Origin of the sequence: Thermoactinomyces sp. CICC 10735, assembly GCF_016055175.1 — a bacterium.
Lineage (GTDB): Bacteria > Bacillota > Bacilli > Thermoactinomycetales > Thermoactinomycetaceae > Thermoactinomyces > Thermoactinomyces vulgaris.
Genome location: NZ_JAECVT010000001.1, coordinates 66673 through 82257 on the forward strand (window position 1 = coordinate 66673; position 15585 = coordinate 82257).

Annotated in this window: 20 protein-coding genes and 1 other annotated feature; of the genes, 18 read left to right on the forward strand and 2 right to left on the reverse strand. The window is 49.1% G+C overall.

From position 1 onward, the window contains the following. The first annotated feature begins 46 nt into the window (after positions 1-46). The 13 genes from radC to obgE all read left to right on the forward strand — a co-directional run bounded on the left by radC (position 47) and on the right by obgE (position 9862). Positions 47-754 (forward strand): RadC family protein, encoded by a 708-nt coding sequence (gene radC / locus I8U23_RS00320; protein ID WP_037993511.1) that lies wholly within the window; start codon positions 47-49, stop codon positions 752-754. 43 nt (positions 755-797) lie between these two features. After that, positions 798-1856 (forward strand): rod shape-determining protein, encoded by a 1059-nt coding sequence (locus tag I8U23_RS00325; protein ID WP_037993509.1) that lies wholly within the window; start codon positions 798-800, stop codon positions 1854-1856. Between the two features lie 15 nt (positions 1857-1871). Next, on the forward strand, positions 1872-2687 hold the full coding sequence (gene mreC / locus I8U23_RS00330; protein ID WP_082240566.1) for a rod shape-determining protein MreC: 816 nt from the start codon (positions 1872-1874) through the stop codon (positions 2685-2687). 30 nt (positions 2688-2717) lie between these two features. Then, a complete protein-coding gene (gene mreD / locus I8U23_RS00335) occupies positions 2718-3248 on the forward strand; it encodes a rod shape-determining protein MreD (protein ID WP_037993505.1) in 531 nt (176 codons plus the stop codon). Positions 3249-3324: 76 nt separating this feature from the next. Further along, on the forward strand, positions 3325-4005 hold the full coding sequence (locus tag I8U23_RS00340; RefSeq protein WP_037993502.1) for a septum site-determining protein MinC: 681 nt from the start codon (positions 3325-3327) through the stop codon (positions 4003-4005). 26 nt (positions 4006-4031) lie between these two features. Further along, complete coding sequence (gene minD / locus I8U23_RS00345) at positions 4032-4826, forward strand: septum site-determining protein MinD (protein WP_037993501.1); 795 nt, start codon at positions 4032-4034, stop codon at positions 4824-4826. Between the two features lie 96 nt (positions 4827-4922). Continuing rightward, positions 4923-5681, forward strand: a complete 759-nt coding sequence (locus tag I8U23_RS00350; protein WP_062842945.1) for a M23 family metallopeptidase — start codon at positions 4923-4925, stop codon at positions 5679-5681. Between the two features lie 13 nt (positions 5682-5694). Next, complete coding sequence (locus I8U23_RS00355) at positions 5695-6540, forward strand: M50 family metallopeptidase (protein WP_165489750.1); 846 nt, start codon at positions 5695-5697, stop codon at positions 6538-6540. A gap of 68 nt (positions 6541-6608) precedes the next feature. Further along, positions 6609-6681, forward strand: a sequence feature (ribosomal protein L21 leader region). 12 nt (positions 6682-6693) lie between these two features. Continuing rightward, positions 6694-7008 carry a 50S ribosomal protein L21 gene (gene rplU / locus I8U23_RS00360; protein WP_037993499.1) on the forward strand — a complete coding sequence of 105 codons (315 nt, stop codon included), beginning with the start codon at positions 6694-6696 and terminating at the stop codon, positions 7006-7008. Continuing rightward, a complete protein-coding gene (locus tag I8U23_RS00365) occupies positions 7005-7343 on the forward strand; it encodes a ribosomal-processing cysteine protease Prp (RefSeq protein ID WP_037993497.1) in 339 nt (112 codons plus the stop codon). Before rplU ends, I8U23_RS00365 begins: the two co-directional genes overlap by 4 nt. Positions 7344-7365: 22 nt before the next feature. Further along, positions 7366-7674, forward strand: a complete 309-nt coding sequence (rpmA, locus tag I8U23_RS00370) for a 50S ribosomal protein L27 (RefSeq protein ID WP_037993495.1) — start codon at positions 7366-7368, stop codon at positions 7672-7674. Positions 7675-7830: 156 nt separating this feature from the next. Next, entirely contained in the window at positions 7831-8550 is a 720-nt protein-coding gene (locus I8U23_RS00375) for a Spo0B domain-containing protein (RefSeq protein WP_037993492.1), read from the forward strand. 7 nt (positions 8551-8557) lie between these two features. Next, positions 8558-9862, forward strand: a complete 1305-nt coding sequence (gene obgE, locus I8U23_RS00380) for a GTPase ObgE (RefSeq protein ID WP_037993764.1) — start codon at positions 8558-8560, stop codon at positions 9860-9862. Between the two features lie 28 nt (positions 9863-9890). Here the strand turns inward: obgE and I8U23_RS00385 are convergent, their stop codons facing one another. Both I8U23_RS00385 and I8U23_RS00390 read right to left on the reverse strand, forming a co-directional pair. After that, a complete protein-coding gene (locus tag I8U23_RS00385; protein WP_037994003.1) occupies positions 9891-10271 on the reverse strand; it encodes a hypothetical protein in 381 nt (126 codons plus the stop codon). Between the two features lie 79 nt (positions 10272-10350). Next, positions 10351-10821 (reverse strand): low molecular weight protein-tyrosine-phosphatase, encoded by a 471-nt coding sequence (locus I8U23_RS00390; RefSeq protein ID WP_037993998.1) that lies wholly within the window; start codon positions 10819-10821, stop codon positions 10351-10353. A gap of 148 nt (positions 10822-10969) precedes the next feature. On the opposite strand from I8U23_RS00390, the gene I8U23_RS00395 reads away from it, so the two are divergent. The 5 genes from I8U23_RS00395 to ilvE all read left to right on the forward strand — a co-directional run bounded on the left by I8U23_RS00395 (position 10970) and on the right by ilvE (position 15520). Next, positions 10970-11413, forward strand: coding sequence for an ACT domain-containing protein (locus tag I8U23_RS00395; RefSeq protein WP_037993997.1), 444 nt, complete (start codon positions 10970-10972; stop codon positions 11411-11413). A gap of 25 nt (positions 11414-11438) precedes the next feature. Beyond that, complete coding sequence (gene thrC, locus I8U23_RS00400; protein ID WP_037993994.1) at positions 11439-12530, forward strand: threonine synthase; 1092 nt, start codon at positions 11439-11441, stop codon at positions 12528-12530. After that, the gene (gene thrB / locus I8U23_RS00405) at positions 12511-13440 is read left to right on the forward strand and encodes a homoserine kinase (RefSeq protein ID WP_037993992.1); all 930 of its coding nucleotides are present in this window, start codon (positions 12511-12513) and stop codon (positions 13438-13440) included. The genes thrC and thrB overlap by 20 nt, the downstream gene beginning before the upstream one ends. Before the next feature lie 20 nt (positions 13441-13460). After that, positions 13461-14354, forward strand: a complete 894-nt coding sequence (gene pheA / locus I8U23_RS00410) for a prephenate dehydratase (protein ID WP_037993989.1) — start codon at positions 13461-13463, stop codon at positions 14352-14354. A gap of 254 nt (positions 14355-14608) precedes the next feature. Then, positions 14609-15520 (forward strand): branched-chain-amino-acid transaminase, encoded by a 912-nt coding sequence (ilvE, locus tag I8U23_RS00415; protein ID WP_255347156.1) that lies wholly within the window; start codon positions 14609-14611, stop codon positions 15518-15520. The last annotated feature ends 65 nt before the right edge of the window (positions 15521-15585 follow it).

Below are 15585 nucleotides of genomic sequence, written 5' to 3' on the forward strand. Positions count from 1 at the left end.
TCCTCCGGGAGGAAGGAGTGGAGCGGCCGGCAGAGGAGGATGGAAGATGAAGGAACCGAAAAATTCTTTGCCGATGTTAAAAGATGTTCCGGAGGAAGAAAGACCCCGTGAGCGGATGTTGCGCTTCGGGCCGGAGAAGTTGTCCAATGCGGAGTTGTTGGCTCTTTTGCTTCGGACGGGAAGCACGGGAGAATCGGTCATGGTGCTGGCGCAACGTGTGTTGAGCAAAACGGGGGGTCTGAAAGCCCTCACACAAATCTCACTCCAAGAATTGATGCAAATTCATGGCATCGGCCTTGCCAAAGCCGTGCAAATCATGGCAGGGGTTGAACTCGGGCAACGGATTTCAAGGTTGCTGCCTGAGGAACGGTATGCCATACATTCCCCGCAAGATGCTGCCCGCTACGTCATGGAAGAGCTTCGTTTTCTGAAACAGGAACATTTCGTTTGCCTTTTTTTAAACACCAAGTATCAAGTCATCGGAAAACAGTGCATTTTTAAAGGGAGTTTAAATGCCTCTGTTGTACATCCCCGGGAAATCTTCCATGAAGCGATCCGTTTCAGTGCTGCGGCAATCGTTTGTGTACATAATCATCCCAGCGGGGACCCGACCCCCAGCCCGGAAGATCTCGAAGTGACGGAGAGGTTGGTGGAAGCAGGGAAATTAATGGGGATTGAAATTCTGGATCACCTGATTATCGGGGATCAATTGTATATGAGCATGCGTGAGCACGGCATGATTCCGGAGGAATGACCGGCGATGAATTAGATCAGGTATCATGGGGAGGAGGAATTTTATGTTTGGCGGTTTTGTCAAAGATTTGGGAATTGATTTGGGGACGGCCAACACCTTGGTATATGTCAAAGGGGAAGGAATCGTGGTCCGGGAGCCGTCCGTGGTGGCCATGGAATCGGGAACCGGAGAAATCAAAGCGGTGGGAAATGCAGCCAAACTCATGATCGGGCGCACCCCCGGTAACATTGTTGCGATCCGCCCGATGAAAGATGGTGTGATTGCGGATTACACCACCACGGCAACCATGATGGAGTATTTTATCAAAAAAGCGATGGATCAAAAGATGATCATTCCCCGTAAGCCGAATGTGATGGTCTGCATTCCGTCAGGGGTGACCCCCGTTGAAAAGCGGGCGGTGGAACAAGCATCGACGCGGGCCGGAGCCAAAGAGGCTTACACGATTGAAGAACCCTTTGCGGCGGCCATCGGGGCCGGTCTGCCCGTATGGGAGCCGACCGGGAGCATGGTGGTGGATATCGGCGGCGGCACCACCGAAGTGGCGGTCATTTCCCTCGGGGGAATCGTGACGTGCCAGTCGTTGCGGGTGGCCGGCGACAAAATGGATGAAGCGATCATCCAATATATCCGCCGGAAGCATAACTTATTGATTGGCGAGCGGACGGCGGAGATGCTGAAATTGGAGATTGGCTCGGCGATTCCGACCGATGATGATTCCGGCAAGGAAGAACGGGAAATCAAAGGAAGGGATTTGCTCACCGGTCTTCCCAGAAAAATTTCCATCACTTCGAGAGAAATTGCGGAAGCCTTGTCCGAAACGGTCAGAGAGATTATCAATGCCGTGAAATTGACTTTGGAAGAAACCCCGCCGGAGCTTGCGGCCGATATTTTGGAACGCGGGATTACGTTAACCGGGGGAGGGGCTTTGCTTCGCAATATCGATGAATGTTTGCATCAGGAGACCCACATGCCCGTGATGATCGCGGAAAACCCGCTGGATTGCGTGGCGATTGGGACGGGTGCTTCTTTGGAGCATCTTGATAAATTGAATCCGAAAAATCAATCCGGTTATCTGGAGTCGTTTCGGAAACGTTTTTATTAAAGGGTTGTGAAATGGATGAGGCGCAGTACCAATCGGTTTCTAATTGTGATGGCCCTTGTTGTTGCGATCTTTCTGACCGTCAATGTGACACGGGGGGAAAGGGGAACGCTTACGGCACCGGAAAGCTGGTTTATCAACGGCTTCGGATGGATCCAATCCTTGATTCATCTCCCTGTCCAACCCCTTCTTGCGGCGGGAAATGAAGAAGAAAGCCCCGAAACCGCCATGATGAAATTGAAAGTTCAAGCGCAAAACCTGGAAAAGGAAAATGAGGAGCTGAAAAAGCTTCTCGGCTACAAAAAAGAGCATCCGATGGATACCATTACGGCCCGGGTGGCTTACCGCAATCCGGACCGTTGGAATAACCGGCTGGTGATTAACCGGGGCTCGGAAGACGGTGTCGAGCCCAAAATGCCGGTCATCACTTCCGAGGGATTGATCGGACGGGTGGAAAATGTGACAAAGTACATGTCCGAAATTCAGCTGTTGACGGATTCCGAAGGAGGCCCCGGGATTGCAGCGGTGATTCAGACCGGTTCGGAGGAAGTGTTGGGAATTGTCGAGGGGTATGATCCCCGGAAAAAATGTTTGATTTTAAATAAAGTCTCCGTCACTGCCCGGCCGAAGAAAGGACAAATGGTGGTGACTTCCCGGTTATCGGATGTTTATCCGGGGGGGATTTTGATCGGTACCGTCGACGATGTGAAAATGAGTGAAGGAAAAGTTGAACAGGTGGTTTACGTCAAACCGTCCGCATCGTTTGAGAATCTGGATTTTGTCATGGTGGTGAAAGATCCGGAGAAATTACAATTAAATCAGCTTCAGAAATAAAAACATACCGGGAACAGGAGGGGAAAATCGATGAAAAAATACTTCGTCGCTTTTCTCTCCTTCCTATTTATATTGGAAGGATCCAAATTGCAGTTATTGCTCCCTCAATCTTGGGGGAGCACTTTTGTCATGATTCCGGCATTGGTGGTAAGTGGTTTGATTTCTATTTCTTTCTATTTGCCGCGCCGTTATGTATTATTGATCAGTTTTATCTTCGGATTGTTCCATGATATTGTTTACGGGCCGGCCATCGGGATCAAAGCGTTCACGTTCCCTCTTGTCGCATACGGCACTTATCTGTTATCCGGCGCTTTCTCGTTGTATCAATGGATCGCAGGGATCACCTTCTTTTTGGGGCAATCCGCATATTTCATCATCCTCTATGGATGGTATTGGTTGTTTGGTTTTGCAAAGATGGATTTTTCTTATGCCTTTTGGCTCCATATCGTTCCGTCCATCCTGTTGAATTTGTTGCTGGCCTATCTCATTCATCAGCCGATCCGCTGGATCTATCAGAAAAAACGAAATCGCTCCATTATCTTTGACACGATTTTGCGTTAAGCCTTTAAAGCGCGACACGGATGGAAGGAAAATAAAGGGAGAAAGCGAAATCAATAGTGAGGCGGGTGACGTCAAGATGGGTAAAGTGTTAAAACCGGGCGTAACGATCAAAGGCACCAAAGACGGCCTTCTCTTCTATCTCGATGATTCGCGTCCCTTTTCAGCTGTATTGGAAGAGTTAAAACATAAGCTGGAAAACACGCAAGCCGCAAATATTTGGGATGGTCCCGACATGAAAGTCATCATCAAACTGGGGGAGCGGCAGATTACCCGGACGGAAGAAAAGTCGATACGCGCATTGTTCTCCAAGCGAAAGAACTTGATTATTCACGAATTCCAGTCGGAAGGAAAGCATTATCTGCAAAGGGAAGAAGATGAGATTGAAGTCAAATCGGGGACGGTGCGTTCCGGTCAAGTGTTGGTACATAGCGGAAATCTCCTTTTTCTGGGGGATGTGAATCCGGGCGGAACAATTCAATGCACGGGAAGCATTTATGTATTGGGGGCGTTGAGGGGGCTGGCCCATGCCGGATGTGAGGGAGATGAAAATGCCATCATCGTCGCATCGGTTTTGCGTCCCACACAGCTTCGCATTGCAGATGTGATTTCCCGCCCGCCGGATCGTTGGGACGAGGCCGAAGTGGGGATGCGTTTTGCTTATTTGTCGGATCATCAAATTGCCGTGGAGAAAATTCATCTTCTGGGGCAGTTGCGTCCGGAATTCGAGTGGAAAACAAACAGACGGCGTTTTTTATAGATGACAGATGGTTTGGAGGGTGAGCATTGGGAGAGAGTGTTCTTGTAACCTCGGGCAAAGGGGGCGTGGGGAAATCGACGACTTCGGTCAATATTGGAACCGCCCTTGCTTTGTCCGGGAAAAAAGTGTGTTTGGTCGATGCAGATATTGGTCTTCGAAATCTGGATGTATTGATGGGATTGGAGAACCGGATCATTTATGACCTGATTGACGTGTTGGAGAAGAAATGCCGGATTGAACAGGCTTTGATCAAGGATAAGCGTTGTGATGAGCTTTATTTGATGCCGGCCGCCCAAACGCGGGATAAAACCGCCGTTTCCAGAAAACAAATGCGTTGGTTGATTGCCGAATTAAAAGAGCAATTTGATTATGTGTTCATTGACTGCCCGGCGGGCATTGATGTCGGTTTTAAAAACGCCGTATCCGGTGCGGATGCGGCAATTGTCGTCACCACACCCGAAAATGCGGCCATCCGGGATGCGGACCGGGTGATCGGTTTATTGGAAAAAGAGGAAGTGGCGGCACCGAAATTGGTGGTAAACCGGTTGCGCAAGCAAATGGCCAGAGACGGAAGCATGATGGATGTTGATGAAGTCGTGGCGGTCCTGGCCGTGGATCTTCTGGGGGTGGTTCCCGATGATGAGCAGGTGATCCGGGCCGGGCACACGGGCGAACCGATCGTTTATGACCATCGGAATCCAGCCGGAAAAGCATACCGGAATATCGCGCGCCGGATTCAGGGGGAAATGGTTCCCCTCATGGTTTTGGAAAAAGAAGCCGGCGTGTTCACCAAAATGAAAAAATGGTTGGGATTTGCTTGATGCGACAAACGAAGCAGGCCGGGACGGTCTGCTTTTTTCATATTCCGGATGGGTTGGACATATATTGATGAAAAATGGACAAACGGGTGATAACCTATGGCCAGTGAACATGAGTGGGTTCGGCAAATTCGAAAAAGACGGGAGCAACAATGGCGTCAGATGAATAAGATCAGAGAACGGAATCTTGCCGGAAACCGTTTGGAATCCGGTTCGGTCCCGTGGTATCAGGCATCCGTGAAACAGCCGGAGGAAAACAAAGCCAAACGCAAACCGCTCCAATCATTTTTGAATCAGTGGATCATTGTGATGATTTTGTTTTTGGCAACCGCCGCGGTTTATTCGTTGCCGTCTGCCCGGACCGCTCCTGTGAAACATTGGATATCCCGGTCGCTCACAGAGGAATTTCAATTCGCAACCGTGTTGGACTGGTATCAAAAATATGCCGCCGGATCCCCGGCGTTGTTGCCTGCCTTTTCGGGGAACCATCAAGAAAAAAAAGAGGAGCAGTGGACTGCCCCGGTGGCGGGGAGAATAGCCTTGCCGTTTGATGAGAAACGAAAAGGAGTGGTTCTCGTCACCCCGGAGTCGGCCAAAGTGGTGGCTGCGGGAGAGGGAAGGGTTCAATTTACAGGGTATAAAGAAGGACTTGGCAACACCATCATTATTCAGCATGCCAACGGGACCGAAACATGGTACGGCTGGTTGGAAGATATGAAAGTAAAAGAAAAAGACTGGGTTCAAAAAGGAAAAGAGATTGGTACGGTCAAAAAGATGGAGAATCAATCCTTTTTCTATTTTGCCATCCGGAAAAATAAAGCATTCATCAATCCGGTGAGCGTGATTCCGTTTGATTAAGCGGATGGTTCCGGTGCCCGTTCGAATTCATCCTTTGTTTTGGCTCATTGTCTGTTCAGCGGTATGGACAGGCTATTTTATTGAGATCATCACTTTGTTTGTGCTGGTGTTGATTCATGAATTGGGCCATGCCGCCGCTGCCGGTGCATTCGGCTGGAGGGTGGATTCCATTGAGCTGTTGCCGTTTGGCGGTGTGGTGAAAACCGATGAATGGGGAACGGTGCCGTCCCGGGAAGAGATGACCGTCGCTTTGGCCGGACCGTTTCAACATATCCTGATGATCCTCATCAGTTTGTTTTTCTTCCGGCAAGGATGGTGGACAAAGGAGTGGACAGAATATTTTATCCAAGGGAATCTCATGATCGCCGGGTTTAACCTGTTGCCTGTCTATCCTTTGGACGGGGGGCGTGTTTTTCTTTCGGCGCTCAGTTATTTTTTCCCGTACCGGTTTTGCCTTCACTTTACACTGTGGACGGGAATGGCCGGGTCGCTGGCATTGTGCGTGCTGGCCCTTTTTTGGTCACCCGGGGGGATTTTGGTTCACCTGCTGATTCTCGGCATCTTTTTGTTTTATTCCAATTTGCGGATGTTCAGGCAGAAAAATATCCATTTTGTCCGTTTTCTTCTCTTTCGGCGTCATCATCCCGATCTGTCCCGCCCGGTCAAAAAGTTGCGCATGAAACCCGACACCCGTTTGAATGAGGTGATTTTAAAGCTCTGTAAAGAAAAATACCATGTTTTGGAGATTGTGGATCAAAACGGGGAACTGGTAAGTATATTGCCCGAAGAATGGCTGCTCGATGCTTACATGTCTTGTCCGTACGGCAAAACAACCATCAAGGAATGGTTTGCGTCATGAAATTGGGTGGAGTTGGAAGCGAAAACACTTTGACAATTTCCATTGGAATGTGCTAAGATAAGCGTTGTTGTTATCACCGCTCACAACAGGATTCCAAAAGGCTTGATGCCTTTCCTGCCGGTGGCGAGTCTCTATTTAAGAGGAGGATTGGAAATGTACGCTGTAATCGAAACAGGTGGCAAACAATATCGCGTGGAGAAAGACAGTGTTCTCTACATTGAAAAACTGGATGCACAAGAAGGGGAAACCGTCACCTTTGATAAAGTTTTGCTGGTGAATGACGGTGAACAAGTCAAAGTGGGAACCCCTCTGGTGGAAGGTGCAAAAGTAACCGGTAAAGTATTGAAACATGGAAAAGGAAAAAAAATCACCGTGTTTAAATATAAACCGAAAAAGAATTACAAACGGAAAAAAGGGCATCGTCAGCCGTTTACCAAAGTGGTCATCAGCGGCATTGAAGCCCAATGATCCAGGTTCGGGTGAAGCGTGACGGCCAAAACCGTGTGAAACGGGTGTTGATTACCGGGCATGCCGATTATGGCGAGTATGGAAAAGATATTGTATGTGCCGCTGTTTCCGGCATTTCCATCGGCATGGTGAATGCCATTGAACAAATGTTTGGTGTCCAGGTTCATCGTGATGATGATGGAGACGGGAAAATTGATTGTTTTTTGCCGGATCAGGTGAAAGATCCTGATACTCGTGAAAAAATCGGCTTGTTGCTGGAAGCGATGGTCGTCTCACTCGAAAACGTGGCGGAAGCCTATTCTTCTTATGTTAGAATAAGTGATTGGAAATCATAATGAACAGAAAGAGGTGGACATGATGCTGAAACTTAACCTGCAATGCTTTGCTTCGAAAAAAGGTGTGGGTTCCACAAAAAACGGTCGGGACAGCATTTCCAAACGTCTGGGTGTAAAACGCGGAGACGGCCAATTCGTATTGGCTGGAAATATTTTGGTTCGTCAACGCGGAACCAAAATTTACCCGGGTTTGAATGTCGGCCGTGGCGGAGACGACACCTTGTTTGCGAAAGCTGACGGAATCGTACGTTTCGAGCGTATGGGACGCAACAAAAAACGCGTCAGCATCATTCCGGTTGCAGAAAAAGAAGCAGCCGCTGCACGTGCGTAAGATTGAATTTCAAATAGCATTCCAATGAAAGGTAAGCATTGTTCGTCGTCGGGCAAGTGCTTACCTTTTATTTATGGGTTTTTCTTTCAGGGGCAATCTTGTACAATAAATGGCAAAGCAAAATTTCGGATATACATAAGATGGGAGAGGTTTATTTTGAAGCGGGGGTTTATGCTCAGTAAGCCGTTTGTTCCGTTGATGTTGGTGATGACCGGGTGGCTTGTGCATCCGTTTGGAAAATCGGGGGATGTTTTCTTTTTCCTCGCTTCATGGTGTGCTCTTTTGGGAGGGATCTTTTATTGGCAACGCCAAAATGAAATCCGGGAAGCCGGCCGGATCAAGAAAATGTTGTCCGATTTGCGGCATGAATGGATGAATCATATTCAGGTTTTGATGGGATATTTGATGATGAAAAAAGAAGAGGCCATGAAAGATTACTTCAACCGGCTGGTGAAACAAGCCCAAAACGAGCGCATCATCTCGAATCTGTCTTATGCTCCGCTGGCGGTTGCTTTGCTTGACATTCGCCATCGTCTGAAAGAGTGGGAGCTGTCTTTGGATGTTTCGGATCAGTTCCGGTTTGAATCGGTGGAAGAAGAAAAGAAATTTTTAAAAATTTGGCAGCAGTTGATGACGATGATCGAAAACAGGCAGCAACAAACGGATGCGTATACCGGGGTCTCTTTTTCTTTGGAAAAAGAGGAAAACCAGGTGCGGGTCGGGGTCCGGTCAAACGAGGCTTCCCTTTGTTCCGGAAAATGGTTGCCGTTATTGGAAGAACGTCTGAAAACGGTGGAACCATCGATCGCGATCCAAAACCTGGAGAATGCATTCGTGTTGACATATCAACTGAAGCCGAATGGACTGGGAAGGTGACGAAGCAATGTTTGTGGATAAGGTCAAGGTTTATGTAAAAGGCGGGGATGGTGGAAACGGCATGGTGGCATTCCGCCGGGAAAAGTATGTACCCAAAGGCGGGCCGGCAGGCGGAGACGGAGGCCGTGGCGGAGATGTCGTTTTTATCGTGGATGAAGGCTTGCGGACGTTGATGGACTTTCGGTACCAAAAGCATTTTAAGGCCAAACGGGGAGAAAACGGGCGTTCCAAATCACAACACGGTGCCAATGCAGAAGATTTGGTGGTGAAAGTTCCTCCGGGAACGGTGGTTCGTGATGCTGATACCGGTGAATTGATTGCGGATCTGACGGAAAGCGGCCAGAAAGCAGTCGTTGCCCGTGGAGGCCGTGGCGGCCGCGGAAACATCCGGTTTGCCACCCCCGTCAATCCGGCGCCGCAAATTGCAGAAAACGGGGAACCGGGTGAAGAACGTTGGATTGAGCTTGAATTGAAATTATTGGCGGATGTCGGCCTTGTCGGGTATCCGAGCGTTGGAAAATCAACTTTGTTATCTGTTGTTTCTGCAGCCAAACCCAAAGTGGCCGCCTACCACTTCACGACGTTGGTTCCCAACCTGGGAGTGGTTCATGTCGAAAGCGGACGCAGCTTTGTGATGGCGGACCTTCCCGGATTGATTGAAGGCGCACATCAGGGAGTCGGCTTGGGGCATCAATTTTTGCGCCATGTTGAACGGACCCGGGTGATCGTCCATGTCATTGACATGGCAGGCTCCGAAGGACGGGATCCTTATCAGGATTATTTGCAGATCAATGAAGAGTTGAAGCAATATCGCCAGGAATTGGAGAAGCGCCCGCAAATTGTGGCGGCTAACAAAATGGATTTGCCGGATGCCGAAGAAAACCTTGCATTGTTTAAAGAGCAAGTGGGAGAAGAAGTGCCGGTTTATCCGATTTCCGCAGCGACCGGCGAAGGGGTCAAAGAGTTGATTTATGCGGTTGTTCAGCTGTTGGAGAAAGTGGAAAAAGAGATGCCGGCTTACGGGAAATCGATGGAACTGCCTGCACAGAGGAAGGTCTACCGGAACAAAGAAGAGGATGAACCGGCATTTACCATTCGCAAAGAAAATGAAGTTTACGTGGTGGAAGGTGAGCGGATCCAAGCGTTGGTTCAGCGGACGAACTTTTCCTATCATGACAGCATCATGCGCTTTGCAAAAATCATCCGGAATATGGGAGTGGAAGAAGCGCTCCGCAAACGCGGGGCAAAAGATGGAGATACGGTACGGATCGGGGACATGGAATTTGAATTGAATGATGCCGTGGATTATTAAAAAAGCAACCGGTGATCCGGTTGCTTTTTTATTGGCGGATGATCCCGGTGGCATGGGAAGGACGGGCGTTTTTGTCCGAGGTCTGATCCAGTTTGAACATGAATTTACCTTCATCATGCGCAATCTTTTGTATTTTCTTTGTGCCCGGCGGGACCTCTCCCTCGGCGATGGTCGGACATTCCAAATGGTCACAGTAGGTAAATACATAGAAATAGATCGGAGAAGGGCCGTCATTTTGTATTTCCATGGTCATGGTTCCTTTTTCAAGGTGAAACCAATCGGTCCAGGATGAGGGCTGGGACTGGTTCGGGGTTAATGTCAAAGAATGTTCAACCGGAAATGAAAAGCCTACTGAAAAACAAACGAGTAAGAGGATGGAGAAAATTTTTGTTTTCCAGAGTTGTTGCATTTCATCACCACCTTGCTCTATTTAGTATAAGCAGGATTGGATGGAATATGAAAGGGAAACCGGACAGTTTCCCGAAAATTTAGTGAAGGTTATGTTCCTTTTTGATGAAATTAAGTAAATTTTTACATCCTTCGCTGACTAAATCATAGGTTTCTTGAAAATTGCCGGTGTACCACGGATCGGGCACTTCGGTGTAAGAAGTCCCGGGAATAAAGTCGACAAACCGGTAAATTTTGTGATCCGGGTCCGGAGCCAAACGCTTCAAATCGCGCACGTTATGGTTATCCATGCCGATGATATAGGTGAAAGCGGAAAAGTCGTCCCGCTTTACTTGACGAGCTGAGATGCCTTCAAAGGAGATCCCGGCTTCGGTTAATTTTTTTTGCGTTCCACGGTGAGGGGGTTCTCCGGTATGCCAGTCCCCGGTGCCGGCTGAGTCTGTCTGGATTTCCTGATCCAGCCCTTCTTCTTTGACCAGATGGCGGAACACGGCCTCGGCCATGGGGGAACGGCAAATGTTGCCCAGGCAGACAAACAGTACTGAAATCATTGACAAATCGCTCCTTTTGGTTGCAAATGATCGCAGATTTTATCATAACACGAAAAAATATATGAAAAAAGCTTGCTTGAAAACGTTCTCAAAGATTAAAATGTCCGTATATAGAAAACATTTGTTTTTTAATGGGGGACAGTTGGGTATGTCAGAAGATATATTCGCATTGGTTCGTGTGGATATGCTTCCTGAAGCCATCCAGAAAACATTGGAAGTGAAAAAATTGCTTGAAACCAAAGAAGTGACCAAGGTGCAGGAAGCAGTGGAAAAAGTGGGCTTGAGCCGCAGTTCGTTCTACAAATATAAAAACGGTGTTTTTCCGTTTAACGCGATGGTGAAAGAAAAGATTGTCACCATTGCCTTGACGCTGGAACACCGGGCAGGGGTTTTGTCCCAAGTGCTCCAATATATGGCCGGTATGAACACCAGTGTCCTGACCATCAACCAGACCATTCCCTTGCAAGGGGAAGCCACGGTGTCGATGTCCGTGGATACCACGCAGATGGAAGCCGATATCCAAACCGTTTTGCACGGGCTTTCCCGTTTGGATGGTGTGCGGCGGGCCGCCGTTGTCGGATCCGGCGAGTAAAAAGTGAGTGAGGAGAGGAGCAAAGATGAGAACAGGAATTTTGGAAAAGTACAGAGAGGATCTGCCGATCAACCCGGAGACGCCAAAGTTGACTTTGTACGAAGGAGAGACCCCGCTTTATTATGCTGAAACATTATCCAAGGAATGGGGAGTCCGGTTGTATTTGAAATTTGAAGGCGCAAACCCGACCGGTTCCTTCAAAGACCGTGGCATGGTTTTGGCCATTGCCAAAGCAAAAGAAGAGGGAAGCAGGGCTGTGATTTGTGCATCGACGGGAAACACGGCCGCATCGGCAGCAGCCTATGCCGCCAAAATGGGCATTCAATGTTTTGTAGTGGTGCCGGACGGGCATGTGGCCATGGGCAAGCTATCGCAGGCGGTCATGTACGGGGCCACGGTTTTGTCCGTGAAAGGAAATTTTGACCAAGCGCTGAAAGTGGTGCGTGACATCACGGAAACCCACCCCGTCACCTTGGTTAATTCGGTCAATCCGTACCGGATCGAAGGACAAAAAACCGCGGCATTTGAAATTGCGGAACAGTTGGGGAAAGCCCCGGATGTGTTGGCGATTCCGGTCGGAAATGCCGGCAATATCACGGCGTATTGGAAAGGATTCAAAGAGTATCACCAAAAAGGAATCATCCAAAACCTCCCGCAAATGTGGGGATTTGAAGCAGAAGGGGCAGCCGCCATTGTCCGAGGGGAACCGGTTGCCGAGCCGGAAACGGTGGCGACCGCAATCCGGATCGGAAATCCGGCCAGCTGGAAACAGGCGGTTCAAGCTGCGGATGAATCCAAAGGGTTGATTTCGGCCGTTACAGACCGTGAAATGTTGTTTGCCTATCAAGAGATCGCCAAAAAAGAAGGAGTGTTTTGTGAACCGGCATCTGCCGCTTCCGTGGCCGGCGTGATGAAAATGCTCCGTTCGGGAAAAGGGAAACAAAAAACAGTGGTGTGCGTGTTGACGGGAAACGGCCTCAAGGATCCGCACACCGCCTTGGACACGGTTCAAGTAAAGCCGCGAGTCATCGCTTGTGAAAAGGAAGCGATTTTGGATTGTCTGTTTGAAAAAAACAAAAATCAGGGAGTTTTCCGTCATGAGTTTCTCTCCGTTTAGGGTGAAAGTTCCGGGCAGCTCGGCCAATCTGGGTCCGGGATTTGATTCGATCGGGATGGCTCTGAATTGTTATCTGACGCTTTATTTTGAACCGTCACCCTGTTGGGAGATCACAGTCGGGGGAAAGCATGCCGGTCAAGTTTCCCGGGATGAGGATAACCTGATTGTCCGTGTCATCCGGGATGTCTCCCGGGAACAGGGCGTCTTTCTTCCGACTTTTAAGTTGCATATTGAAAATGACATTCCGGTGGCCAGAGGTTTGGGAAGCAGTGCAGCGGCGATTGTGGCCGGCCTCATGGCGGCCGATCATCTGCTAGGCATGAACTGGAGCCGCAAAGAATTGTTGAGAAGGGCCACGCTGTTGGAAGGGCATCCGGATAATGTCGGGGCTTCCCTTTTCGGAGGGGTGGTGATTGCCTCCTGGGATGGCCGGCGGGTGGAGGCGGTGGCATGCGAACCACCGGATATGCCCGTGATGACGATCATTCCGGAACAATCCCTGTTGACCCAAACGGCCCGCCGGGCGCTGCCGGATCAATATCCCCGGGATGATGCGGTGTTGGCAAGCAGCCGGGCCAATTTGCTGGTGGCGGCTCTGTTTTTGAAGCAGTGGGACTTGCTGAAAACGGCCATGCAGGATGCTTTTCATCAGCCCTACCGTGAAACGTTGATTCCCGGTTTGAAAGAAAGTTTAGACCAAGCAACTTCCCACGGTGCTTATGGGATTGCTTTAAGCGGGGCGGGACCGACCATGGTGGCTTTCGTGAATGACTGGATGGAGCTGGAACGGTTTTTCCGCCGGTTGTTTTATGATCTGAATGTGCCAGTCCGGATGGAAAAGATGTTTCCGGCTGGTCAAGGGGCGGCAGTGGAGTTGACAGCCAAAGAAAAACATAGTAAATTCATTTGAAAAATATAAGGAGTTTGTGCATGGATAAACGTGTTGCCTATCTTGGACCTGTCGGAACGTTTAGTTATATGGCTGCAAAAGCTTTGTTCGCGCATGAAAAAGACATTCAATTCATGCCTTATGCTTCGATTCCCGATTGCCTGAAGGCCGCTCAAGAAAAAGAAGCCCGGTGGGCTGTCGTTCCGATTGAAAATACCATTGAAGGATCGGTGAATTCCACACTGGATTGGCTGATTCACCATGTGGATCTGCCGGTTTGCGCTGAATTGGTTTATCCGATCACCCAGTGTATCATGGCGCATCCGTCTGTCATCAACCGGGATCCGCATGAGATCAAGCGCATCTATTCCCATCCGCAGGGAATCGCCCAATGCGAGTTGACCCTCAGAAAACGGTATCCTTGTGCCGGGTACAAGATGATGGAAAGCACGGCGCAAGCGGCGGAAATGGTTGCGGGGCATCCCGGGGAACCGTGGCTTGCCGTCGGTCCGGAAGCTGCCGCCCGAGAGTACGGGTTGCAAATCATACAGGAACATGCAGAAGATCATCCGAACAATCTTACCCGCTTTTTTGTTGTCAGCCGTGAAGAATCCTCTTCGTTCCCGGATTCCGACACCCGCAAAACCAGCTTGCAGGTCATCTTGCCTTCCGACTATCCGGGGGCGCTGTATCAAGTGTTGGCGGCTTTTTCCTGGCGCAAAGTGAATTTGACGCATATTGAGTCCAGGCCGACCAAAACGGGGCTGGGAAATTACTTCTTCTGGATCGATGCCGAGTTGCCGGTTGAACATGTCTTGATGCAGGGAGCCATCAAAGAGATTGAAGCGTTGGGATGCCAAGTTCGTGTTCTGGGGTCGTTCCCTTGTTTTTTCAAGGGAGTCGGAAAAACATTAGCGATCCACAAGAGAAGTTGAGAAATTGTTTGACATCTGTAAACCGGCAGGGTATAATGATTAAAAATTTATCGATAATGAATTTTCAGTTTAATCAGAAGGGTGCCTAGGGTTCCGTTCTTCGGTTGAAGAAGTCTGGACCGAGCGGCACCAACACCAACCGGTGTACACCGTGGGGATAAAAGCCTCCAGCGGCAGGTTCTGATTCTCAAGGATTGGAATTTGCCTCTGAGGGGCTTTTTATCATAACATCCATTCCATAAGGAGTGTTTATTTTGACGGGGACTGAACGATGGATTTTCATGAATGGGGAATACAAACGAAAAGAAGAAGCATTCATTTCCGTTTTTGATCACGGTTTTTTGTATGGTGATGGTGTTTTTGAGGGGATCCGCGCTTATGACGGAAAAGTTTTTAAGTTGAAAGAACATATTGACCGTTTATATGATTCAGCCAAATCCATTTTGTTGACGATTCCATATTCGAAGGAAGAAATGAGCCGCTTGGTTTGTGACACCGTGCGCCGGAACCAGCTCCGGGATGCTTATATCCGTTTGGTGGTGTCACGGGGAGTGGGGGATTTGGGGCTGGATCCGAATAAATGCTCCCAATCGAGCGTCATCATTATCGCCGATCAGGTCCGGTTATTTCCCAATGAATATTATGAACAGGGAATTTCCATCATCACTGTTCCCACGAGGCGAAACATTCCCGATGCCCTGGATCCCAAGATCAAATCGCTCAATTACCTCAATAACATTCTGGTGAAAATCGAGGCCAATTTGGCCGGGGTTTCCGAAGCTTTGATGTTGAATTCTGAAGGGTATGTCGCGGAAGGATCGGGAGACAACATTTTCATCGTCAAAAACAACGTTTTATATACACCGCCCAGTTATATCGGGGCGCTTGAAGGGATCACCCGTGCCACCATTATGGATTTGGCCCGGCAAAAAGGGTATGAGGTCAAAGAACAGCCGTTTACAAGACATGATGTGTATGTGGCGGATGAAGTGTTCCTGACCGGAACGGCTGCCGAAGTCATCGGGGTTGTGGAAGTGGACGGACGAACCATTGGGGAAGGGGTTCCCGGAAAGGTGACGAAAGAACTAAAAGAAGCGTTTGCGCAATATGCCCGCCAGGAAGGGGTTCCCGTCTACGAAAACAAAAAATTCGGAGTCGTGGGATAATATCCCCTGCTCAATCAATGCCGGACATAAGCAAAGCCATGCTCTTTTGAGCATGGCTTTGCTTT